The sequence below is a fragment of the Micromonospora sp. NPDC048839 genome, from assembly GCF_040649915.1.
In the GTDB taxonomy this organism is placed as follows: domain Bacteria; phylum Actinomycetota; class Actinomycetes; order Mycobacteriales; family Micromonosporaceae; genus Micromonospora.
The window spans coordinates 56,662-78,209 of record NZ_JBEZGL010000029.1 but is presented as its reverse complement, the minus strand read 5'-3'; the positions used below and the strand labels follow the sequence as shown (position 1 = coordinate 78,209).

Genomic DNA, 21,548 nt, shown 5'->3' with positions numbered 1-21,548 from the left:
GGGGGACTTGAACCCCCACGCGCCGTGCCGTTGACCTGCGCCGATCCTATGGGCCCTGCTCCGGTCGTGTCTAGTCGTGCTCCCTTGTGGCCGCTTGTAGCTCTCGGTTCCCGCCGGTTATCCCGCCGGGATCACCGTTGATCTTGCCCATGCGAAGGGGGCCGGCGCATCGCACCGGCCCCCAGCTATACGGCTACGGTCAGACTGCGACCGTCCCGTGCACGATGTCGGCGGCGTCGACCGGGACTTCCTCCCACATCCAGTGACCGCCCATGACAACGTACCGCCCCTGCTCGTCGGGCTCGATCCGCAGCTCCGGCTCATCCAGGGCCTGGCGGTCGACCACGATCACGTCGCCCTCCCAGCGCATCTCGGGGACGTCCGCGTCGAGCGCCTGGCTCAGCCTCGGCTCCGTCATCCCGTGAGCCTTGTAGGCGGCCCGCCAGTGCCGGCGGGCTGCCTCCTGATCGGTCACCACCGCGGCGGCGACGTCGCGCGTGCAGGACCACACCGCCCAGCCGTTCCAGCGCTCCACCAGCAGGCCGGCATACGCCGACTCGAAGCGGCGGCCGCCGTCGTGCGGGTACTCCAGCCACTCCCCCGCGAAGTACCCGGACTCACCGGGTCGCAGGGTCGGGTCGAGGTCGAGGGGCACGCCCGCCTCAGGGGGCGGTCGGTCAAGAGTCATTTCCACGTGAACTCCTTCGGTCAGTCGAACAGGGTGGGGGCCGGCGGTTCGCGCCGCTCGGCCAGCTCAAGCACTTCGTGGCCGGTCTGCTCTTCCCACCAGGCGGCGAACATGCGCCGGTGGCACCAGTTGTCCGGTGCCGGCACGGACAGGTCGCAGAAGCAGAGCAGGACGAGCCGGTCGTGGCCTGCGTTGTCCGCGATCTCCGCGAACTGCTCGGCGATCAGGTCGACGCCGATGCCTTCCAGCCGCTCCAGGTAGAGGTGCCGGTACGGGCCCTCGGCCATCTTGAGCATCCCGTAGGTCGGCGCGAGGAACCGCGCGAACCCAGCCAGGTCGTACGGCAACGGGAACCGGGGCTTGCCGACGGTCGTGCGGACCGGCGCGCCCTGCTCGGGCTGGAACCGCTGGTAGCGGCTCGTGAACAGCTGCAACTCATCCTCCATCTTGGGGTGCTGCGTCTTGCACGTAGAGAACTCCGATCTTCGGGATCAGCTCCTCCAGGTGGGCGCCCAGCGCGTCCAGCGCGGAGGCGACGACGGCCGGCGGGCCCCAGATCCTCAGCAGCTCCAGCTCCTGGATCCGGTCGCCCTCGGCGACGTCGACCAGCTCGGCGTCAGGCAGCGGCGGCAGCGGCAGGACGGCTTTCGCCTCCACCATCACCACGTGGACACCGCCGCCGAACGCGAATACCGTCATGCCGCCGCTCCCATCGCCAGCCGCTTCTGCCGGCACTTCGGACCGAGCCGCTCGGCGCGGGCCCGTGGGGTGCGCAGCGGTCGCCCGCAGTCCTCGCACTCCACCAGCTCCTCGTCCGGGCTGGCCGCCACCTGGTCAGGCATCGGCTACCTCCTCCCTCGCAGCCGGGCGGCGATCGCCCGGCACCATCTGCGGTCGATCCCGAGCCGCTGCGCCACGTCGTCCGGCGGGTAGCCGTCGACCAGGTAGCGGGTGGCCAGGGTCGCCACGGCGTCGTCGACCGGCGCGTTGTCCGCCGCCGGCCGGGCAGCCGTCGAGCGCCCCCGGCGCGGCGGCAGCTCGGCTCCCGTCTCACGCCGAGTGGCGCGGGCCCGGGCCAGAGCCCGGTCCCGCGCCGTCTTCGGCTCCGCGTCGGTCACCGGGCCCGCCGCCTTCGGTGCCGCAGCCGCCGCCGGTACTCGACGCGCATCACCCGCAGCCGCTTCCGCCGGTAGTCCGCCAGGCGGACCAGCATCGGGAGCACCCGGCGGATGGCTGCGCCGATCTGGCGGAACACCTCGTGCAGCACCTTGCCGACGGCCTCGAACTGCCGTCGCAGCGCCTCCATCGCGGCCCGGATCTGGGCGACCTGCTCGGCGCTGAACTGCGGCACCTGGACGGCGGGCGCGATCACGCTGCCGCCCTCGCCTCGGTCCGGACGCCGACCGCCGCCGGCTGTTCGGCCAGCCACTGCCGCCCGACGCGCGCCAGTCGCTCGACCAGCTCGTTGCGCACCTTCTGCGCGCCCTCGGCGTGCTGCTCAAGGTGGGCGAGCACCGCGCGGGTGTCGCGGTCGGTCTTGGCCTTCTCCCTCGCCGGCGCGAGCAGGAACCGCTCGTTGGCGTCGACCTCCATGTCAGCGACGTCGCACGCGAACTTGATGCCTTGCAGCTCGGCCGCCTTGTGGATCGCGTCGACCACGGCCTCGGCCAGGTCGCGCCGGTCGCGCTCGCGCAGCTCCAGGCCGAGGTCGTCGGCTGCGCTGGTCAGCGCGGCGGCCGCCATCTGACGGACCGCGAGGTAGCCGGGCAGGGCCGCCTTGACCTGGCGGGCCTCAGCTTCGACCTGCTCGTTCCAGGTCATGCGGCCTCACCTCGGCCGTATCCACCGCCGCAATCGAGCATTGCGGCCGTATAGTCTGCGGGCACAGTGGCCCCCTCTCCGTTCGGTTCCTCTGGCAGCTGAGCTGCCCTGACTTCTGCGACGAGCGCCGGACCGGCATGGTCATCGAACACCGCGTCGAGGGCGACCCGGAAGGTCGCTGGCCCGAGCGGGACCGCGTTCAACATCCGCGCCTGCCTGTAGAGCTCGGCCTGCGCTCCTCGCATCGCCTACTGGAGGCCGATCGGCCCGTACGGCAGCGGCCAGGCCCACAGGACCGTGACCACCCCGCGCGCACAGATCGCCTCCAACAGCCGCTTGTTGTACATAAACATTGTATATCAATCCGGACTAACAGTCAAACTGTGACCGTACAGGCGGTGGACGCAGAGAAGCGCCCTCACAGGTTCAGCGCCCGGCGCTGGTCGTCGTCGAGCTGGGCGCGGGCCTTCTCGACAAACGGCCCGCCGTCACACGCCAGGCACACCACCACTGGGTCGCGGTCACCGCGCCGTACGCGGACGCGGGCCCGCCGGCACACCCCGCAGGGTGGCAGGTCGATCGGCCCGAGGACCGGCATCAGCGCGCTCCACGCGAACAGGCGTCCACGCCCGGAGCATACGCACTCCCATTGCGCCGGGACAGGGATCGCCCGGACACAGACGGACGCCCCGCGCGAGGATGCGCGGGGCGTCCGCCAGCCGGCTACCTCAGCTCGCCACGTCAACGAGGTCGGCAACCTCGGCCGGGATCGTCACCACGGCCGCCGGGTCCAGCTCCACAGTCACCGATGCCGCGATCGCCTGCGCCTTGCGCAGCTTCGCCGACACCTTCCCCGCCGCAGTCCGCAGGTGGTCGACGCGCTGCCGGTACGCCGCCACGCCGCCGTCGGCGCCGGCGAGCAGCTTCGCCAGCTCCACTTCGTCCAGCTGCGCCAGCTCGGCCAGGATCTCGCCGGCCGCCGCCAGACGGTCAATCTTGCTGACGACCTTCCTCCGCCTCTCGACGACCTTCTCCTGCTCCTCCTCGCTGTGCTCGGCCTCGTCGAGCTGGAAGAACCCGCCCTGCTCCTCGGCCGCCTTGCACGCCTTGGCGAACGCCTCCGCGTCCCGCGCGGAGGAGAACTCGCCGCGCGCCCACTTCACCAGGAACCGCCGCTGCTGGTCGGCGGACAGCCGGCACACGTACCAGGCGACACCCACCTGCAGCTGCCCCTTGGCCACGAGCTGCTTCGCGTCGTCGATGAGCCCGAGCAGGTCAATTCGCCACCCGACGTACGGCACGCTCTTACCGAACAGCTCGCCGATCGCGGCGGTCTCCCAGCCGGCGTCCGCGAGGCGCGCGTAGGCCGCGGCCTCCTCCATCGGCGTCATGTCCTGCCGGTTGACGTTCTCGGCGACCTGCGCGATGAACGCCGCCTCGTCGGTCATCTCCCAGACCATCGCGGCCAGGTCCTCGATGCCGCCCTGCTGGGCGGCCCGCCAGCGCCTCTCGCCGACGACCAGACGGTAGTGGCCCGCCTTCGCCGTCTTGCGCACGGCGACCGGCTGGAGCTGGCCGAGCTTCTTCATCGACGCTGCCAGCTCGGCCAGCTCGTCCTCGGTGAACTGCTTGCGGGGCTGGTCCGGGTCCGCCTCGATCTTGGCGACCGGGATCATCCGCAGGACCGGCTTCTTGGCCGTCGCTACCGCTGCCATCGTCTTCCTCCACAGTGAACGCTGTACGCATTTCGTACACATTCATTGTAGTCAAAAGACGATCTTGCCGTCAATGTTTTATGTACGGCTTGGCCAGCGGATCACGCCGCGCCCGCCTGCGGCAAGTTCGCCAGGAACGTCGCGATCAGGGGAATCACCGCCACCCCGTGCGCGACATGGGCGCGACCCAGGCGCTCGGCCAACGGCGGCGGCCTCAAGAGTCCCGCCACCCGCTCCACCTGCTCGTCGGTCATCTCGACGTCATCCACCCGCCCCGAGTCCACCTCGGCAGCAATCCGCTGCGCCAGTTGCAAGACCTCGATCGCTCGCTTACGCAACGCTACGCTCCCCCGTCCTCTCGATGCGCCGGCCATGCCACTGTGATCCCACAGCCAGAAGGCGACTTAAGCGCCACTTAAGAAAGGTTCAATGTTCGAAGATCGTAAAGGAGACACCACGCGCTGCGACACCCCGAAGCGTTCCCTGGGACAACTATCTTTTAGCCGCAGGAACGATGCGAGAGGCCGTGGCTTGTGCTAACGCCACGGCCTGGGGGTGCTCTACAGATATGTACTCGCGGGTAACGAGAACCATTGCCACTCGGGTCCGGCGTGAAACGTCAGACCCTTGCGGCGGCTACTTCCAGACGAACTCCAGCCGGTCCGTGTCGAGGTGCACGACTCCGGCCCGACTCGCCGGCTTCACGATGATCCGGTCCAGGACCAGCGCCAGCATCTCCCGCCGCCGCTCCAGCGGGGCGTCCACCCACCACTCGGCCAGCGCCTCCGGCGTCGTCGCCGGCAGCGCCTGCAACCGCACCGCCTGGGCCAGCTTCTCTTTCAGGTCGCGCCGCTCGTTGCTCGCCTGCCCCTCGATCGCCTTGAGCGTGACCAGGCTGATCTCGCGCTTGGCGTACGCCTGACCCGCCTCTTCCAGCCGCTCGTCGATGGCCTCCAGCACTCCGGCGATGTGCTCGGAACCGTCGGCCGCGGAACCCACGGCGGCCTCCAGCCGGGCGCGCACCTTCGGCGACGCCAGTCGCGCGAGCGCTCGGGTGGCGACCTCCTCCTCCAGGCTGTCGGCCGCGATGCGGATGCGACCGCACCCGTAGCTCGGGCTGCCCGACCGGCACACGTAGCCGCGCTTGCCGCTGTTGCTGGGCTGCGTGTACAGCGGCTTCCCGTCGATGTGCGTCTCCGGCCCGTTCTCGTCGGGTAGCGGGTAGCCGCAGATCAGGAAACCGCCCGACAGCAGGTACTTCCGCACGTTCGTCGAGTACGGCTGCTTGCGCGACGGGTCGTCGAGCAGGGCGAGCAGCTTGCTGTGCGTCGCCTCGTCGATGATCGCCGGCCACTGCGCCTTGCCGACAACCTCGCCGCGGTACGTCTTGAGGCCCGCTAGTCGCGGATTCCGCAGCAGCCGCGAAAGCGACTGCTGGGTCCACGGGCGCCCGGCGGACGTCGTGACGCCCCGCGCACGCAGGTCAGCGACCGTGGAGCGCATACTCTCCCCGCCGAGGACCCGCTGGACCACCTCGCGGATCACCGTGGCCTCTGCCTCGATGACCTCGCGTCCTGTCTCGTCGTACCCGTAGCAACGCACTCCCGACCCCCGGGCTCCTTCGTGTGTCGCCTCCCGCGACGCTGGGCACCGCGTCGGTGGCGCATTTGGCAGATCCGGTCGCTCACCCGACCTGCGGCAACACCACGACAGAAGGCCAGCCCGAATCGGGCCGGCCTATAAGTTAGCAGTGCCCCATCGCACCGTGCCACCTACCGGTACATATGAGTTCCCGAAACGTTACGCCGCGTCAATGTGATACGGGCTCATACCCTCCAGCGACCCGGCTGCCGGAGACACAAAAAACCCGGGATCCGCAGCAGCAGGTCCCGGGCTCTTTGCGCGCTTTCGTTCGGGTACGTCTCCGGTCAGGCGGTGCTGTCCCCCGACGGCTTCCCTGACCGTTTCTGTAACCAGCCTGGCAACGCGCGTCCAGGCCGGTCACATTCAACCATTGCGGCCGGACAGTGTGCCACTACAACGACACCCACCGATCGCCCTCCCGGTACTGGATCTCGATGCAGCCGTAGTTCGGCTCGCCGAAGTCGTGCAGCGGCCCGAAGTCCGCGCCGCTGCCGGCCTCGTCCTGTGTCCAGATCCGACCCTCGTAGACCACGCCCCGCTCGTCCGGGTCGACGTCCTTCCCGTCCGCGACCGCGCTCACGTCGATGTCGCCCGCGTCGAGCACGCGCCAGCGGCGGCCCTCGGTCCGGGCCAGCTCCAGCATCTCCTCGGTTGCCTGCCTCGGCCCGGCGGTCCCAACCTCCGACTCCGACGTGCCGTGCAGCTCGTGGTCCCGGTCCCGGGTAATCACCCAGGCGTACGGGTGGTCGGGAAACTCCGCCGCCCGCGCGGCCTGGATCATCGCCATCGAGATCATCTGCGTCTCCTCCTTCACGCGGCCCCGGCGCCGACCGGCACCCGGGTGTCCTGCTGGGCGGTTTCGCCGGCGACGTCGCCGCCGGCCTTCTGCTCGGCCAAGAGCTCCGCCTTGGCCTCCTTGATCCGGTTCCGGCCCCACCGCTCGCTGCGACCGAACCGCGTGCCGAGGGCCAGCCCGGTGAGCGGCTCACCGGCGGCCGCGGATTCCCGCCACGCCGTCCGGGCGGCAGCCCACAGCTCCTCCGTCGCCTCGTCGGTCGGCGTCGGCACCGGCTCCGGGTCCGGCGGCGGCAGCAGCAGGGGCTCCTGTGCCGGCCACGGGCGGGCCGGCACTACCGGGTCGAGGCGCGGCAGCGGCACCCTCGGCGGCACCACCACCAGCGGCACCGGGTCCGGGTCCGGGTCCGGCAGCGGCAGCGGCAGCGGCAGCGGCGGCACCGGCTCCAGGTCCGGCAGCGGCACCGGCTCGGGCTCGGGCGGCACCGGCACCGGCAGCGGCACAGGCGCGGCGGCGGCCAGCGCGGCAACACGCTCGGCGGCCATCGCCTCTCGCCGCATCTGCGACAGCACCACCAGGCCGATCGACGACACGAGCACCAGGCCGTCCACCGACAGCGGCAGGGTGCTGGCCGTCAGGTTGTCCTCGCCGTAGTCCAGCGCCAGGCCCCGCATGTGCCGGTAGCTGGCCAGCGCGGCGACAGCGGCAACGACCACCGTCCCGACGACCTGCACGCCCCGCAGCACCGGGTGTCGCGGTGCCGGCACCCGGGTCATCACCTCGGAGCACAGCAGCAGCGCCAGCGGCGCCCACCCGGCAACGGCACGCGCCCCGGCATCGGCACCGGCGTGCGCGACGTTCGCCGCGAGGCTTGCGCCGATGCCGGCAGCGAATGCGCCCCACGCCGACAGCCATGCGCCCACGCTCGGGCGCTCCGGCACGTCGACCTTCTCCACGTGAACCACTGCCGGCCTACCCGGCAGCCGCGGCGGCAGTACCGCCGCCTGGCGGCAGTGCCGCCCGGTCCGGCAGTGCCGGCACGACCGGCACCGTCTTGCTCTCCATCGGTTTCCCTCCAATAGGGCAGTCAGGTTGCGGAAACGGCGGGCGCGCTCAAGGCGCGCCCGCCGGCTACGTCAGCGGTACCGCTTGATCTCGATCGTGAACTGGCGGCCGTCGCTCAGCCGGACCGAGACGCCGTTGTCGGTCGTCATGAAGCCGGCGTCGGCCAGCGTCAGCACCTCGACGACCTCGGTCGCCGCGCCGTCGTCGTCGGTCAGCGGCTCCGCGCCGGCCTCCTCGGCGACGTCCTTCAGGTCGAACTCCTCGATGGCGGCTCGCAGGGCGCGCTCCAGGATCTCCTCGTGGGTCAGCATCTCGCTCACTCCTCGCATAGTTGGAGGCGGTGTGTACATAGATATTGTATGTAGGCACCACGTCCGCCGTACAGGCTTTATGTATGGCGCGGGCCGTGTAACAGGTCACACGGGAGCCGGCGATCCCCCATCCACGGAGGCCGCCGAACGGCCCAGTTCGGGTAGTGGAGTGAGGAAGAGGCTCGGCCCGGCTTAGGCGGGCTGTGACCGGTCGGGCCGCTCCCCCAGCCGCCGCGCCTCCAGCTCGGCAGCCGCCTCCAGCACCCACGCCGGCGGGCTCGGCCGCTGACTCGCCGGACGGGGCAACGCCCGGCCGCCCGGCGCGCTCCGTTCGGCCCCACACGCTCGGCACCTGGTCGTCAGCCACAACAGGCCGCCGCCCTCCTGTGCCGACCCGTCCAGCAGCCCAGCGCAGCCGTCGCACACGCCGACGGCACCGACTTCGGCGGCGGCGGCGAACGCCTTCACGTCGACCAGGCCGTCATGCACCAGCCTCGCGTCGATCGCCACCGTTCACCCCCTCGCTCCGATCTGGAGCGGGGCCGGACGAAGGTTGACCCTCACCCGGCCCCACCGCCCTACTCCTGCGGACTTGCCGGCAGCGCCAGCAGCTCGGGCAGCGCAAGCCGTCCGTCCCGGTAAGCCCGCGCCACCTCCTCCCGGCCGCCCCGCTTGAAGGTCAGCGTCGTCGACGGCGGCGAGGGCTCCGCCACCTTCACGAAGTCGAGGACCCGGCCCGTCTCGCCGTCGACCACCGTGCCGTCCTGCTCGACCTTCATCCGGCCGAGCAGCGCCTTCCGCCACGCGGGCCGCACCGACTCCACCGGCGCCGGAGTCGTCACCGCCACCTCGGACGGGTGCTCCTGCTTGCACCAGGCGAGGAACCCGGCCTCGTCGACCACGTAGCCAGACTTCGGCTCGGAGAGCGTCACCTGCGCCACCGGCTGGTCGTAGCCCGGCAGCCGCACCTCGATTGTCTTGACGCCGATCGCGCCGTTCAGCTCGATCAAGCGGCCGTCGGCCTCGGCGCGGGCCGCGTCGTAGACCTTCTTCACCTCGTCCATCAGGGCCTTGAGCACCGCCGCCCGCGTGGCTTCCTGCCGGATCCCGCTCACCGGGCCGCTCCCGCCGTCTCGGGCTGCCGCCCGTTGGCGGCCGGCGCACCGGCCGCCTCGGTCAGCGCGCTGTCGAGCTGGGTGCCCGGAGCCTCAGCCGCGCGGCGAGCGGCGCTGATCTCCGCACCCCGCGCGGTGAAGGCGTCCCGCAGCTTCTGCGTCTTGCCGAGCCGCTGCACCCGCTGCCACAGCACCGCCAGGTCCTCCCGCGACGCGCACGCCGCGAGGGCCTTCGGCCAGTCGAGGTCCTTCGGCGGCTCGCCGTTGTCGAGCCAGTCGAGCAGCTGGTGGCCCAGCTCCGCGCCCGGCTTGTGGATCACCTGGTCGGCCAGCGCGTCGCACCGGCTCTTCGTCACCCGCAGGTAGTGGCCCTGGTCGAGGTCGCCCACCAGGTCAAACTCGTACTCCAGCCCGTCGCGTTGGTCGGGCTGCATCCCCAGCTTGGACACCTGCTTGCGGCCGTCCGCGCCCTCGGTGATCTCGTACCGCTGCTTCGACCGCAGGCACACCACGACGTGACCGGGGAAGCTCATCAGCGCCTCGATGTACGCCCGCTCGATCGGGCGCACGTCCTTCCAGCCGTCCATCGACCGGCCGCCGTGGTTGCGAGCGAACAGGTCGACCAGCTCCAGGATGCCGCCCGGCCCGAACCAGTAGTGCGAGGCCGAGTCGAGCATGAAGCCCGTGTAGCCCGCCACCGCCGCCTCGTCGATCAGCTCGACGAGCTGCCGGGGGTCGTACCTGACCGGCGAGAACTTCATGAACCCGTAGCCGCCGGCCTCCTCGGGCGTCATGTCCCCCACGCCGGGCAGCTCGGAGTTGACCGCGTACTTGTCGGCCGAGTCGCGCTCGGTGTCGACGAACGCGATCCGCTCCAGGCCGTCGGCGATGGTCGCCGCGCCGGTCAGCGTGTACAGCAGCTTGAGGCCGGTCAGGGTCTTGCCCGACCCGCTCGGCCCGGCGAGCGCGATCCGCGCCTTCGCCTTCTTCCGGGTGGCCGGCATGAACCGTGAACTCATTCCTTCGTCCCTTTCCACGTGAACGAACCTACATAGACTCTATACGGTCGCGGTAGTCGACCGTGATCCCACACCCTCGCCCGACGAAAAAGGGCTCGTGCAGCCCGCGCAGGCCTCGCTGCCGATGGCGGCGGGCATCGCGCACTCGTCGCGCCAGCAGATGACCGGCGTGCCCAGGTCCGTGCAGCCGGTGTCCTCCTGGTGCCGCCAGTCGTCTCCGGCGGCGACGAGCACGCCGCTGCACGTCTCGCACTGCGCGACGTCGACCGGCGCGAGGATCACCCTCATTCCCCCATCACTCTCCTGTCCCGTTTGGACACAACCGACAGGCGGCGGTTGTGCAGCGGTGCCGACTTGGTGCATCCGGGAAGCGCGCACCGGCCGTTCGGCCCCTCGATGTACGCGTGGTCCTCCACGGTCGGAGCGCGACCACCAACCGTTTCTTGTTCCCTGTATGTCTTGCGTCCGTCTGGCGGACCAACTCGGTCCGTTGAGCGGACTAGCGATAGTCCGCGTCCCGAACCAGATCCGCCCTTCTCTGGTCCGGCTGGCGGACCAACAGACCCGGGCGATTCGGACTTCGCTGGTCCGGCACGCGGACCAACTACGCCCCTCGCGATGAGCGCCCGCAGCAGGTCTGCGGGGACTCCCATCTGGTAGACCGTCTTCGCCTTCTTGCGACGCGCGTCCGCCACCGTCGGCCGGATGCGCTTCACCCACTTCTCCTCCTCCACCTTGTTCAGCCACTTCGTCACGGACGACCTGGCCATGCCGGTCGCCCGCTCCAGGTCCGTAAGGCTCGGCGTGTACCGCTCGGGGATCATCGCCGTCTCGGAGTCGGTCCAGGTGAGCAGCGTCAAGACGAGGTGTCGACCAGGGGGCTCTAGGTCGCACTCCTCGCTCTTGATCGCACGCTCGACCGTCCACCGGTCCACCATGCAGGCGGCCTTTCTGTGAAGCGCCGCCAGCGCACCGTCGCCCGAACTGGCGTACGATGCGCGTGCGACCCGTTTTCCGTTCCGGGTAGAGCAACTTCGGCCCCGCCAGATGACCGCCTGGCGGGGTCGACGCGTTTTCCGGCACCCTACACCCGATGTGTACGGCCGCAATGGCGTCCGGCTGGCTCATACCTATGCCGCCTCGTCGTCCTCGACGAGGACGTCCCACGGGTCCCAGACGATCGTCCGGTTCGTGTCATCGGCGAACGCGTAGATCGAGGTAACCTTCCACACCGGGTTGTTGCTGACCTCGCCGTCCTCCTTGGGCAGGACGCCCTTCGACCGCCACTGGTACGGCGTGTTGTCCTTCACGCCGAACATGCGGACGATCTCCTTGAGCCCCACCACCGGCGGCAACGTCAGCGGACCCGGCTGCATCAGCTGCGCCGTCACCTGCCGAGCGACCAGCTTTAGCTTCGCCTGGCTCACCTTCATCGTTCCTCTCCTCCCACAGTCGAACGCCGTACAGGGTCAATGTACGGCACCCGCCGGGGATGATCAGGCCGCCACCCGGGCAGCGAAGTACGGAGCGCGGGCCAGCAGCGTCCGTGCCATCTCGAAGAGGTGGCAGGAGTCGATCAGGTGCACCCGGCCGTCCGAGAACACCGACGGCGGGTCCAGCGGCACCTCGTCGAGGAACTGCACTCTGAACTCCTCGGCCAGCGCCTGCGCCGCGTCGTCGTGCGCCCACGTCGGCAGGACCGCGAACCGCGCGCCCTTGACGGCCAGCCGCGCCGCCACCTGGCGGGTGACCAGCGCGTTCCGCTGCACGTTGGCCACCAGTAGCACTAGGTCGCACAGCCCGGCCGCCGCGATCTGGTCCTCGTTGAGCGACCGGCTCAGGTCGACCACCTTCACGTCGCCCGCGTGCCGGTCCAGGATGTACGCCGGGGCGAGCGAGTTGACCACCCGCAGATCGCGCATGGGCGTACCGAGGCGGTCGTCCACCCCGCCAGGCGCGTTGGCGTCGACCAGGATCGTCCGCCGTCCGTCGTGCGCGGCAGCCATCGCCAGGGCGGTGGCGACGGTCGTCGCACCGGCGCCGCCGTGCCCGCCGACCACACCGATCCGCACCTCCGGCCGCTGCGTGCCGGCGGCCGCCTCGACGACCAGCTGACGGACGGCATCGAAGCCGGTCGGCAGGTGGTACACCGGCACTTCCGGGTAGTCGTCCTGCCAGCCGCGGTAGAGGGTGGCGAGCCGGTCGCCGTCGAGCACGGCCGGGGCGACGACCACCATCCGCAGGTGCGTCGGCATCCCGCTGGCCAGCGTCTTGCACCGGCCGTCGATCACGACGAGCGGCGCGTTCCTCCACTGGTCGACTGTCGGCTTGCCTACGACGACCTCCACTTCGGTGTTCGAGCCGAGGCCGTCCAGCACCTCGTCCACGAACTCGTGACCCCAGGCCACAAGCAGAGCCTTGCCCATCGTTCCTCCTTAGAGAGCGCGAGTCGTACAGATACATTGTATGCCAGGAGAGTCCTTCGCGTCAATAATGTATGTACGGCCGGCGCGGCGCTTTGCCCCCTGTCGGACCAGGCCGCTATGCTGGTGTCTCCACGTGAACGCAGCACAGCCCCGGACTTCGCGGTCCGGGGCTGCACTGTTTCCACTCACGCTCGGATCACCTCACCGAATGGGCTCCAGCCTCAGCCAGGAGTCGCGGAGGACGAACGTCGAGCTGGCTGCGTCGAGCGTGTTCTGTGCCCACTCCAGGGTGAGGGCCGCCGGACCGTTCGCAATGACGGTCCCCTGCACCCACACTCGCTGGAAACCGCCCGTCCCGCTGAGCGCCACCGCGGCGTTGTCGAAGACCAGCCCGAACTCCGGCTTCGTCGCGTCGGCCAACGACGGGCCGTCCGCGCTCCACCGCACGGTCCCCGACCCGGCGCTGAACACGAAGCGGGCCTTGAAGTCGGCCGTGGTCGTGCTCCGGAACCACACACTCCCCAGCAGCGCGTACGTCCCGGCGGCTGGCATCGGCAACACCATCTGCGCGTCCGGCACGAAGCCGACCGTTCGGTTCTCCGGCTCGGCCGTCTTGCGGGCCCACACCGGCACCATGGAAGGCCGCGCTGCCCAGCCAACGATGTGGTTGCCGGCCGGCGGCGACTTCACGACGAACACCCGCGCGCCCACCGCGACCGGCCCGACCATCGACACCACCGGGATCGGCTCGGTGTCGCCGTCGTGCAGCACCCGGACCGTCCCGTCAGCACCAACGCTGGCCACCCGGCCCGGCCGCAGCCGCCAGATCAGGCCCAGCCGGGTCACGCGCTCGAGGACGGCCTCGGCGATCGCCCTCACCGGCACGTACCCCCGGTCCATCACAGGTCGCCCCCGTCCGTATCCGGGTACGCCCTCCGCAGGGTGTGCCGCATCTCCCCGCCCGGGGCCAGCGGCATCGACCACCCCGTCTCCAGCCACAGCTGCCCGTTCCACCGCACCACGTCGTAGCCGTCGTGCCGCGGGTCCGGCGGCGTCGACAGCTCCACCGACTCGTAGATCGCCTGCTGGATGCCCAGCGTCCGCGCGTACACCGTCGCCTGCGCCTGCGACCGCACCTGCACCTCAACGGTCTGCGGCACCACGAACCCGCGTTGGGCGATCGAATGCGGCGCCGACGCCGGCACGTCGTACACCCCAACGACGGGCTTCTGGTCCGAGCCCGGGTCGTTCGACACCACCACGAACCGGTTCGGCGCGGTCAGCAGACCCGACACCACCGACACCGAGTCGCGGAACACCCGCCGAGTCGCGTCCAGGTCGATCGTCGCCGGCTGCTCGGAAGGCTCGACCGCGCGCCGCAGCCGCAACCGACCGCTGTGGCCGAACCACGGCAGGAAGTACCCGCCCTGCCGGGACAGGTCCCGCAGCGCCATCGCCCGGGACGTGCCCGGCGACCAGGCGCTCACCGACGACTGCTCGGTCGAGTCCATCAGCAGGTCGCCGATCGGCAACCCCTCCAGCAGTCGAAGCACCGCCTGGTCGACGAGCTGCCCACGGGCCTCGAAGCCGGTCTCCAGCTCCTGGTCCACGATGAACATCTCGTCGTACAGAGTCAGCGGTGCCGTCGCCCCAGCGCTGGTCATCAGCTCGGTCGCGTCCCCGACCATGTACCGGCCGAGCGGGTACGCCTGTCGCGTCCGGTCGCCGACAACCATCGAGATCGCCAAGCGGTCGGTCAGCGGCTTCAACCGCGCCGCGTCGACCACCCCGAGGGTCAACCCCGACACCTTCCGCACGATCGTCCCCGTCGCGTCGTGGGCCAGTCTCGGCGTGGTGTCGCGCAGCGGCGTCAGCTCGCCCCGCCGCATCCCGGTCCGCCCGTCGATCAGCTCGAACCGGAACGACATCGCCCGCTGCCCGACGTGGGCAGGCAGGTCGAGCAGGTCAGGCCGCCCCACAGATGCCAAGGCCATCCACCTCCCACGAAGCGCCCTGCGCGTCGATGAACAGCTTCGTGCCCTTCGGCTGCGCCTCGAAGTCGGGCTCGACGATGATCGGCCCGTCGACGCCGTTGCGGATCTCCACGCGGGACACCGCGACGTCCCCGGACACGTTGACCCCGAAGTAGCCGCCGTCGAGGTCCAGCGGCTCCGGGTAGTCCGTCAAGCTCAGTCCCGGTCCCCACGTCACCCCGTCCAGCGACGAGTACAGGGTCACCCGCGCGAGGCCGCCGCCGATGTCCTGCTCGTAGACGGCCCGCAGCCAGCGCCGCTGGTTACGCACCACCCCGAACTGGTCGCTGAGCGCACACTGGTAGAACACGTCCTTGCCGAACACCTCAAAGCACGTCTCCGCATCCGACCAGTCGACGTCCCACCCAGACGAGATCGACTCCGGGTTGGTGTCCGACAGGTGCTCCACCCACACGCGCCACACCTCGCCGGAGGTGCGCAACAGCACCCGAATGTCGACGTTGGCCATCGGCTGGCGCACCTGGAAGCTGTCGAACTCGATCCGCGGGTGGGCGTTCGCGATCCCCGAGGCAGCCGCGCCCAGCCCGACAGCGCCCGCGCCGGTCACCGAACCGTCGAGCGTCTGCACTGTCCAGCCCGGCCAGTAGCTGCCGGGTTCGTCCTTCCACACCGCAGCACTTACCACCTGACCACGGCACTGAATCCGCACCCAGTACCAATCCCCGGCCACGAACGGCACCGTGTTGTCCTGCCAGTCCAGTGCGGTGGTCTGCGGGACCAGAGTGGCGGGCACCCCCTGGACCCGCTTCGCTAGGCCGACGGTCAGCGTGGCGTCCGGCATGAACGCCAGCCGGGCCTCGTAGCGGTTCTCCTGGCCGCCAGCGTTGTACCGGACGGGCAGGTACACGCTGATCGGCTGGGTGATTGGACGCTCGTTGAGCCGCACCCGCACTTGCACGTCGACGTCCCGGAGGGGTGGTCCGGTGACGACGCGGAAGCCTGCCGGCGCTGGCGCGAGGATCGCCTCGTCGACATCGAGCCACGCGGTCACTGGCGGGGTGCCTGGGTTGGCGATCCGGAAGAACGCGAACTTCGCGCCGGCCGGCGCGGTGCCGTTCACCTGTAGCCGGGTCCACGTGTTGGCGAGCAACGCGGTCCCGACCGCCGTCTGGGACAGCTGCACCTGGGCGGCGTCGAGCCAGTGGATCGCGATGTCGATGGACCGAGCGGCAGCGCACCTCGCCCACACCGACCCCTGATAGTCCCTGCCCTCGGTGACCGGCACCACCTCGGAGCGGATCTGCGGCGAACCCACGCCGTTCGGCACCAGCCGGCCCGACCCCACCCCTTGGTGGACCTGGGCGGTCGACCAGGTGAACGTGCCGTCGAACACCGTCCAGTTGGCCGCGTTCGTTTCGAAGTACGGGTTCGCGTTCAGCGGCTTGGTCAGCTCGAAAACCCCGGCGCCGCCAGTCACCCACAGGCCATCCTGCGGCCCTGTCGCCAACAGCCAGGGCTCGCCGGGGGTGTCGGTGGACCCGAACCCGCCCTGTACCTCTCGCGCGAACTGGTCGTCGATCACCAGCGGGTTCCAGTCGATCCCGGCCGGGTCGTTCGCCTTCGCCGTCACCCACGCGGTGCTGCCCTCGACCCGCAGGCCCTCGCACGGCGGCGGGCCGCCGTCGACCGGCGCTGGCGTATCCGCCACCTCCACCACCGTCACCTGCGCGAGCTGCATCTGCCCGCGTCTGCGGCTGCGCCGCACCGTCCCAGACGGCACCAGCAGCGTCGCCAGCCACCGGTTGTCCAGCTCGTCCCGCACACACACGTACGGCAGCGATTCCCACGCCAGGTCCCGCAGCTCCCGGAACCCCTTGTCGAGCGCCGCCGCCGAAACGGCGGCTGCGTTCACCAGCAGCGTCCGCGTGAACTCCACCCCGCCGCGCTCCAGCGGCCGGAACGCCGTCCGGTAGTCCCTGTCGAACATCGCCTGCAACTCGACCTGCCCCGCCTCCGGGAACGTGAAGTCCTCGCGGGATCGGTCGGGGTTCGTCACATAGGCCAGGTTCCCAGCCGGGTCGTGGTTGCTCGTCAGGATCAGCACACCGACGTCGACGCGGGTGCCAGTCACCCCCGGCGCGGGAATCGTCGCCGCGACCGACTCCGACCACGGCCCGGGCACGCCGATCCGGTGCACCATCCGGACCCGGTACCGCGACTCGACACCCACTCGTGCCTCGTAGTCGTCGACCGCGGTGACGTTCGGCGCGGCGATTCGGGCGACCGTCTCCCACTCGTCGGGGTGCATCGTGTCGTCCTGACGCTGCACCTCGTAGACACCCCAGCCGACCACCACCTCGCTGTTGATGGCCTCCCAGGTCAGCCGGTGGTAGTGAATGCCGGTCGGGACGCCGCCGACCGGCGGGGCGCAGTGCTCGTCGACGACCGCGAGGGGCTGCACCGCCGGCTGCACGGCCAGCCCGGTCACCGTGTCCATCTCTTGCAGCAGCATCAGCGTCAGGTCAGCTGACCTGTCGTCGGTGGCGTCGATCGTCGCGTACCCGTTCTGCCTGCCGTACCCGGTGCGGCTCGCCGGCGTGACAGCCTCATTGCTCGGCTCGGCGTCGGCGCCGAGGACCTGCCACGGCGTCTCGTTGTCGGCGTAGCTGTACAACGCCAACCAGATCTGTCCGCCGCTGCCGGTGGCCACCACCGGCGGGTCCAGCCGCAGAGTGACCTCCTTCCAGCCGTCGGCTACCTCGGGCAGCGCGTCGAACTCGTCTACGGTGATCGACGCCTTCGGCCCAAGCTGGGTCTCCTCGTCGGCTGGGTCGAGTTGAGCCACGACCAGCGGGTCCTTCGTCCCAGGCAGGTGCCGCGCGTAGAGCCGCACCCACACGAACGTGCCGGCGGTGTCGTTCGGGATCCGCTGCACCGTCGCGCCCCACCCGAACCGGCTGTAGAGGGTGGCGACAGCCTGTTTCAGGTAGGCGTGGGAGCTGTCGTCGGCGGTGCCGGGTGCCGAGGCCCCGGAGAACATGACGATCGCCGGCATCTCGTTGACCGTCTCCACCGTCGGCACCGCCCCTTCGCGGAGCGTCTTGCGTAGCAGCACACCGTGCAGACCAGGCAGCCGATCGACCGTCCCGAGCCGGTCGACGAGGACTGGCACAGGCGACGCCACCGAGAGCTGTCCCGCGTATGCCTGGCCGACGGTGACCGCGTACTGGTAGCCGGCGCTGAGCGACACGTCGTACCCGAAGTTGTACAACGACAAGATCGGGATCTCGAAGTACGAGCCGCCGACCAGGGCCGCACCGTCGCCGATGTCGAGGCCGCCGCCGCCGACCCGGTTCTCTTCCCCGTACGTGACCTCCAGCGCCAGGTAGTGCACCTGGAACTGGGTGCCAGCCGGGGCGGAGCTGCTGACCTGGAGCCGCATGTTGATGTTCGTGCCGCCCGACGCCGCCCAGGCCGTCAGTCCCGATGTGGGCGTGGCGTTCCCCGCATACGAGTACGGCATCCGATCCCTGGTCGACAGCGGCGTCGCCGACGTGCTCCACCACGGGTTCAGCTCGCCGAGGCGCGACCGGCTCACCGCCGTCACCCCACTGTGGTCCGCGGGGCCAGTCAGCGTGTCGTCCATAACCCAGTTCACGCCCGCTGACGGACGCTCCAACCCGAGGGTCACCGCCGGTCCCAGGTCGGCGAACGGTCCCGACATCACGTAGAGCACCGACACGTCAACGATCCGCCGCCACAACAGGGCAGCCTGCACGGACGACGCCAGAGTGCCGAACCAGAACCGGGCCGCCGCATTCGGGCCCGTCAGAGTGACGTAGCGCGGATCGGACGGGTTACTAACGGCGTCGGCTGGCTGCGACGCCCCACCGGCCAGGGCCGCCCCGCTCACCAGTTCGCCCGACGCGACCGGGATCACCAACTTCCGCAGCGGCCCCGTGCCGGCCATCCCGTCCGCTCGATACAGGTTGGCCGTCAGCGTCTTGCGCAACGCGCGACCCGGCGGCGGCGCGGTCATCAGCAGCCGCACCCGCCGCAGTCCGCCAAAGATGTCCTGTTCGGTGGTCGCCCGGAACACGTAGCCGACCTCGCTGGCGGTGTCGAGGTGTAGCGGGTACCTGATCAGCGGCGCCCACTGCATTCCCAGCACGTAGGGCCGGTCCGGGTTGTATTCGCCCATCAGATCGTCCTCACGGTCGTGGCCACGTCTCGCCGGGCCAACGTCTCCAGCACGCCCTGGCCGACCGCCCGGCCCGTGGCCAGGGCCTCCTGCCGGGTTGGCACAACACCCTCGAAGGTCACTCGGATCGCGTCGCGCCCAAACATCACCGCCGCGCCGCCGCCACCGTCCGCCCCGAGCAACCGCATCAGCCCGGACTGCTCGGCCAGTTCCCGGGCGCGCCGAGGCCGCGTCAGCGGCACCACCACCTCGTCGCCGGCCTCACCGCCGACGAACAGCGTCGGCCGCCGCAGGATCGCGCCGTTGGCGAGCATCGGGATTCGGGGCAGCGAACCGGGCAGCAGGGCGTCCACCCTGCTGATGCCCGAGTTGATCGCCGAGATGACGTTGTTCAGCTGCCGCTTGATCGTGCCCGAGATCGCATCGGCGATGCTGCCGAGCGACGGCACGTTCCGCAGCCCGTCGACGAGCTTCTTGATCAGCCCCGACCCGGCCGACAGGAACCTCCCGGCGTACCCCGTGATCCGGCCCGGGATGCCGGCGATGTACGACACGATCGAGTTGAAGCCGTTGACGGCGGCCGACCTTCCGGCGTTCACCGCGCTGGTGAACGTCGAGTTCAGCCCCGACGCGAGGCTTGCCAGCCCGGCGATCACCCGGCCGGGCAGCGCGACCGCGAACGACACCACGGCGTTCACGCCGGCCAGGAACAGCTGCTTGCCGAGGTTCCACGCCGCGGTGAAGAGATTGCCCAGCATCGACGGCAGGTTCGCTAGGAAGCCGATGATCTGCCCTGGCAGCACGGTCACCGAGTAGAGGATCAGGCCGATGCCGATGCCGAGGGCCTGAAGCGCCATCGTCGCCGCCGACGTGAACAGGTTCCACAGCATCTGCGGGAGGCTGGCCAGGAACGCGCCGATCTTGCCGGGCAGCTCGGCGAACCACGTGCCGATCGACTGGAAGAACCCGACCACCGCCGTCCACGCCGTGGTGAACGCCCCGCCGATGGCGGCGCCGACGCCGGCCCAGTCGATCGCGTTCAGCCAGGCGGCGACCCGGCCGAGCCAGTCGGCAACCCCAGACAGCGGGGACAGCAGCCACGTCAAGGCGCTGGCGATGGCCGACACCAGCGGCGCGACGGCCTGCGCCACGAGGAACTGGAGCAGCACCGCCGCGACCTTGAGTAGAGGCGCAACCAGGGCAACCGCCACGGTGGCGAGCTGCGCGACCAGTTCGATCAGCGGGGTCAGCGCGACGACGATCTCCACCAGCGGCGGCAGCAGTGACACGATCGTCGGGATCAGCGGCATCAGGGCCTTCACGACCTGGACGATCAGCGGGCCCAGCGCGCCGAGGACCGGGGCGAGGGCGGTGCCGAGGGCGGCGACGATCTGGCCGAGCGGCGGCCCGAGCTGCGTGAACAGCTCGGCGAGCAGCCCAGCGATCGGCGCGAGGACCGCGGTGAGCGTCTGTCCTATCTGGAGCAGGATTGGGCCAAGCGCCGACACGATCGGGCCGAGCAGCGGACCCAGGGCGGCCAGGGCCTGCGCCAGCGGCCCGACCAGCATGGAGATCAACTGGCCGATGACCGGCAGGACCGGGGCGATGGCCAACGCGATCGACGCGATGACCTGGCCGATCGGTGCCAGCGCCGGGACCAGGGCCTGCAACGCCGGGATCAGGGCCTGCGCGATCGGCATGAGCGCCGGCACCAACGTGCTACCGATGGCACTGACCAGGCCCAGGATCACCGGTGACAGGCCCGACGCGAGAGCGCCCAGGGCCTGGAAGATGCCCGTCAGCGCGGCACCGCCCTCGGCCGTCGCGAAGAACTCCCGCAGCGTGCCGGTGACAGCCACCAGGCTGCCGAGCAGGCCGCCGCCCGCCGACGCGCTGGCCGCCTCGAAGACGGAGCTGAGGATGCCGCCGACGTTCGATGCAAGGTCGCCCAGCTGCGACAGCACTCCCAGAGCGGTCTGGATCGCCGCGACGGCGGCGCCGCTCTGCGACATCGCCGACAGCCACTCGCCGAACTGGCCGGCGGCTCCCCCCGCGCTGAGCGACAGCTGCCCGATCACGGGCAGACCCACTGCGGCGATGTCCCGGACGCCGGTCAGGAGCGGGCCCAGGGAGGCCGTCAGGTTCCCGACCGACAGCTTCGCCGTGTCGAGGACCTGGCGCAGCAGCGACACCGACGCGGACTCGCGGGCGAACTCCAGCGCCCGCCGCGCCGCGTTGCCGTACTCGCCGGCGATCCCCGCCAGCCCGGACCGCAGCGGCCCGGCCAGCACCGAGGCCGTCTGTCCGATCTGGCCGACGATCGGCCCCGTGAACGCGTCCTGCGCGGCGTCGCGGATGCCATCGAGGGCCGGCTTCACCGCCCGGAACTCCTGCGCCAGCCTCTGCGCCTGCGGGGACAGCCCTTCGATCGCCTGCTGGAAGGCGGCAGCGTCGCCGGTCGCCGCTTGCTTGAAGGCATCGCCGAGCCCGGCTGTGGCCACCCGCAGCGCGCCGACGGCGGCCGCGCCGACGCCGACAGCGGCGGGCACGGCGAACGCCGCTCCGCCGACCGAGGCCAGCGCGCTGGCCAAGCCGAGCAGCTGACTTGTCGCGGACGCGGCGACCACACCGACCGCGCCAATCTTGAGGGCCTTCGTCAGACCTCTGCGCAGATCGGGCGCGAACTTGCTGACGTCGCCGACGATCTCGATGTACGCACGCCCCAGGCCCACGACCACAGCCTAGGCGAATTG

General features: G+C 70.5%; 25 protein-coding genes. All 25 read right to left on the bottom strand.

Features of this window, described 5'->3' with window-relative positions; genetic code table 11:
- Positions 1–199: 199 nt before the first annotated feature.
- The 25 genes from AB0C25_RS34380 to AB0C25_RS34260 all read right to left on the bottom strand — a co-directional run bounded on the left by AB0C25_RS34380 (position 200) and on the right by AB0C25_RS34260 (position 21,527).
- On the bottom strand, positions 200–694 hold the full coding sequence (locus AB0C25_RS34380) for a hypothetical protein (protein WP_357379020.1): 495 nt from the start codon (positions 692–694) through the stop codon (positions 200–202).
- 14 nt (positions 695–708) lie between these two features.
- Positions 709–1,134: a hypothetical protein gene (locus AB0C25_RS34375; protein WP_357379018.1), complete on the bottom strand. Its 426-nt coding sequence runs from the start codon at positions 1,132–1,134 to the stop codon at positions 709–711.
- On the bottom strand, positions 1,124–1,387 hold the full coding sequence (locus AB0C25_RS34370; RefSeq protein WP_357379016.1) for a hypothetical protein: 264 nt from the start codon (positions 1,385–1,387) through the stop codon (positions 1,124–1,126). The genes AB0C25_RS34375 and AB0C25_RS34370 overlap by 11 nt, the downstream gene beginning before the upstream one ends.
- Positions 1,384–1,530: a DUF6011 domain-containing protein gene (locus AB0C25_RS34365; RefSeq protein WP_354966258.1), complete on the bottom strand. Its 147-nt coding sequence runs from the start codon at positions 1,528–1,530 to the stop codon at positions 1,384–1,386. The genes AB0C25_RS34370 and AB0C25_RS34365 overlap by 4 nt, the downstream gene beginning before the upstream one ends.
- A 3-nt stretch (positions 1,531–1,533) precedes the next feature.
- Positions 1,534–1,806 (bottom strand): hypothetical protein, encoded by a 273-nt coding sequence (locus tag AB0C25_RS34360; protein WP_357379014.1) that lies wholly within the window; start codon positions 1,804–1,806, stop codon positions 1,534–1,536.
- Positions 1,803–2,060 (bottom strand): hypothetical protein, encoded by a 258-nt coding sequence (locus tag AB0C25_RS34355; protein ID WP_357379012.1) that lies wholly within the window; start codon positions 2,058–2,060, stop codon positions 1,803–1,805. The genes AB0C25_RS34360 and AB0C25_RS34355 overlap by 4 nt, the downstream gene beginning before the upstream one ends.
- Complete coding sequence (locus tag AB0C25_RS34350) at positions 2,057–2,509, bottom strand: hypothetical protein (protein WP_357379010.1); 453 nt, start codon at positions 2,507–2,509, stop codon at positions 2,057–2,059. Before AB0C25_RS34350 ends, AB0C25_RS34355 begins: the two co-directional genes overlap by 4 nt.
- Before the next feature lie 418 nt (positions 2,510–2,927).
- Positions 2,928–3,107 (bottom strand): hypothetical protein, encoded by a 180-nt coding sequence (locus tag AB0C25_RS34345; protein ID WP_357379008.1) that lies wholly within the window; start codon positions 3,105–3,107, stop codon positions 2,928–2,930.
- A 130-nt stretch (positions 3,108–3,237) separates the two neighbouring features.
- Positions 3,238–4,224 (bottom strand): ParB/RepB/Spo0J family partition protein, encoded by a 987-nt coding sequence (locus AB0C25_RS34340; protein WP_357379006.1) that lies wholly within the window; start codon positions 4,222–4,224, stop codon positions 3,238–3,240.
- A 101-nt stretch (positions 4,225–4,325) separates the two neighbouring features.
- On the bottom strand, positions 4,326–4,562 hold the full coding sequence (locus AB0C25_RS34335) for a hypothetical protein (protein WP_357379004.1): 237 nt from the start codon (positions 4,560–4,562) through the stop codon (positions 4,326–4,328).
- A gap of 298 nt (positions 4,563–4,860) precedes the next feature.
- A complete protein-coding gene (locus AB0C25_RS34330) occupies positions 4,861–5,826 on the bottom strand; it encodes a recombinase family protein (RefSeq protein WP_357379003.1) in 966 nt (321 codons plus the stop codon).
- 433 nt (positions 5,827–6,259) lie between these two features.
- Positions 6,260–6,664 (bottom strand): hypothetical protein, encoded by a 405-nt coding sequence (locus AB0C25_RS34325; RefSeq protein WP_357379001.1) that lies wholly within the window; start codon positions 6,662–6,664, stop codon positions 6,260–6,262.
- Between the two features lie 14 nt (positions 6,665–6,678).
- Complete coding sequence (locus AB0C25_RS34320; protein ID WP_357378999.1) at positions 6,679–7,620, bottom strand: DUF2637 domain-containing protein; 942 nt, start codon at positions 7,618–7,620, stop codon at positions 6,679–6,681.
- Between the two features lie 180 nt (positions 7,621–7,800).
- On the bottom strand, positions 7,801–8,049 hold the full coding sequence (locus AB0C25_RS34315) for a hypothetical protein (protein WP_357378997.1): 249 nt from the start codon (positions 8,047–8,049) through the stop codon (positions 7,801–7,803).
- Positions 8,050–8,232: 183 nt separating this feature from the next.
- Complete coding sequence (locus AB0C25_RS34310; RefSeq protein ID WP_124821943.1) at positions 8,233–8,550, bottom strand: hypothetical protein; 318 nt, start codon at positions 8,548–8,550, stop codon at positions 8,233–8,235.
- Between the two features lie 68 nt (positions 8,551–8,618).
- The gene (locus tag AB0C25_RS34305) at positions 8,619–9,155 is read right to left on the bottom strand and encodes a hypothetical protein (RefSeq protein WP_357378995.1); all 537 of its coding nucleotides are present in this window, start codon (positions 9,153–9,155) and stop codon (positions 8,619–8,621) included.
- Positions 9,152–10,174 (bottom strand): AAA family ATPase, encoded by a 1,023-nt coding sequence (locus AB0C25_RS34300; RefSeq protein ID WP_357378993.1) that lies wholly within the window; start codon positions 10,172–10,174, stop codon positions 9,152–9,154. Before AB0C25_RS34300 ends, AB0C25_RS34305 begins: the two co-directional genes overlap by 4 nt.
- Before the next feature lie 39 nt (positions 10,175–10,213).
- On the bottom strand, positions 10,214–10,456 hold the full coding sequence (locus tag AB0C25_RS34295) for a hypothetical protein (protein WP_357378991.1): 243 nt from the start codon (positions 10,454–10,456) through the stop codon (positions 10,214–10,216).
- A gap of 2 nt (positions 10,457–10,458) precedes the next feature.
- A complete protein-coding gene (locus AB0C25_RS34290; RefSeq protein WP_357378989.1) occupies positions 10,459–11,112 on the bottom strand; it encodes a MarR family winged helix-turn-helix transcriptional regulator in 654 nt (217 codons plus the stop codon).
- Between the two features lie 192 nt (positions 11,113–11,304).
- Positions 11,305–11,607, bottom strand: a complete 303-nt coding sequence (locus AB0C25_RS34285) for a hypothetical protein (RefSeq protein WP_357378987.1) — start codon at positions 11,605–11,607, stop codon at positions 11,305–11,307.
- A gap of 63 nt (positions 11,608–11,670) precedes the next feature.
- Complete coding sequence (locus AB0C25_RS34280; protein WP_357378985.1) at positions 11,671–12,600, bottom strand: hypothetical protein; 930 nt, start codon at positions 12,598–12,600, stop codon at positions 11,671–11,673.
- A gap of 201 nt (positions 12,601–12,801) precedes the next feature.
- Positions 12,802–13,479: a hypothetical protein gene (locus AB0C25_RS34275; protein WP_357378983.1), complete on the bottom strand. Its 678-nt coding sequence runs from the start codon at positions 13,477–13,479 to the stop codon at positions 12,802–12,804.
- Positions 13,480–13,499: 20 nt separating this feature from the next.
- On the bottom strand, positions 13,500–14,579 hold the full coding sequence (locus AB0C25_RS34270) for a hypothetical protein (protein WP_357379031.1): 1,080 nt from the start codon (positions 14,577–14,579) through the stop codon (positions 13,500–13,502).
- Positions 14,566–18,795 carry a hypothetical protein gene (locus tag AB0C25_RS34265; RefSeq protein ID WP_357378981.1) on the bottom strand — a complete coding sequence of 1,410 codons (4,230 nt, stop codon included), beginning with the start codon at positions 18,793–18,795 and terminating at the stop codon, positions 14,566–14,568. Before AB0C25_RS34265 ends, AB0C25_RS34270 begins: the two co-directional genes overlap by 14 nt.
- Positions 18,795–21,527: a hypothetical protein gene (locus tag AB0C25_RS34260; RefSeq protein WP_357378979.1), complete on the bottom strand. Its 2,733-nt coding sequence runs from the start codon at positions 21,525–21,527 to the stop codon at positions 18,795–18,797. The genes AB0C25_RS34265 and AB0C25_RS34260 overlap by 1 nt, the downstream gene beginning before the upstream one ends.
- Positions 21,528–21,548: the final 21 nt, after the last annotated feature.

Excerpts from the sequence above, each read along its gene's own strand:
- AB0C25_RS34370 (WP_357379016.1), bottom strand. The coding sequence starts at position 1,387 with ATGACGGTATTCGCGTTCGGCGGCGGTGTCCACGTGGTGATGGTGGAG.
- AB0C25_RS34345 (WP_357379008.1), bottom strand. The coding sequence starts at position 3,107 with ATGCCGGTCCTCGGGCCGATCGACCTGCCACCCTGCGGGGTGTGCCGG.
- AB0C25_RS34290 (WP_357378989.1), bottom strand. The coding sequence starts at position 11,112 with ATGGTGGACCGGTGGACGGTCGAGCGTGCGATCAAGAGCGAGGAGTGC.
- AB0C25_RS34325 (WP_357379001.1), bottom strand. The coding sequence starts at position 6,664 with ATGATCTCGATGGCGATGATCCAGGCCGCGCGGGCGGCGGAGTTTCCC.
- AB0C25_RS34340 (WP_357379006.1), bottom strand. The coding sequence starts at position 4,224 with ATGGCAGCGGTAGCGACGGCCAAGAAGCCGGTCCTGCGGATGATCCCG.
- AB0C25_RS34300 (WP_357378993.1), bottom strand. The coding sequence starts at position 10,174 with ATGAGTTCACGGTTCATGCCGGCCACCCGGAAGAAGGCGAAGGCGCGG.
- AB0C25_RS34350 (WP_357379010.1), bottom strand. The coding sequence starts at position 2,509 with ATGACCTGGAACGAGCAGGTCGAAGCTGAGGCCCGCCAGGTCAAGGCG.
- AB0C25_RS34280 (WP_357378985.1), bottom strand. The coding sequence starts at position 12,600 with ATGGGCAAGGCTCTGCTTGTGGCCTGGGGTCACGAGTTCGTGGACGAG.
- AB0C25_RS34265 (WP_357378981.1), bottom strand. The coding sequence starts at position 18,795 with ATGGGCGAATACAACCCGGACCGGCCCTACGTGCTGGGAATGCAGTGG.
- AB0C25_RS34365 (WP_354966258.1), bottom strand. The coding sequence starts at position 1,530 with ATGCCTGACCAGGTGGCGGCCAGCCCGGACGAGGAGCTGGTGGAGTGC.
- AB0C25_RS34375 (WP_357379018.1), bottom strand. The coding sequence starts at position 1,134 with ATGGAGGATGAGTTGCAGCTGTTCACGAGCCGCTACCAGCGGTTCCAG.
- AB0C25_RS34285 (WP_357378987.1), bottom strand. The coding sequence starts at position 11,607 with ATGAAGGTGAGCCAGGCGAAGCTAAAGCTGGTCGCTCGGCAGGTGACG.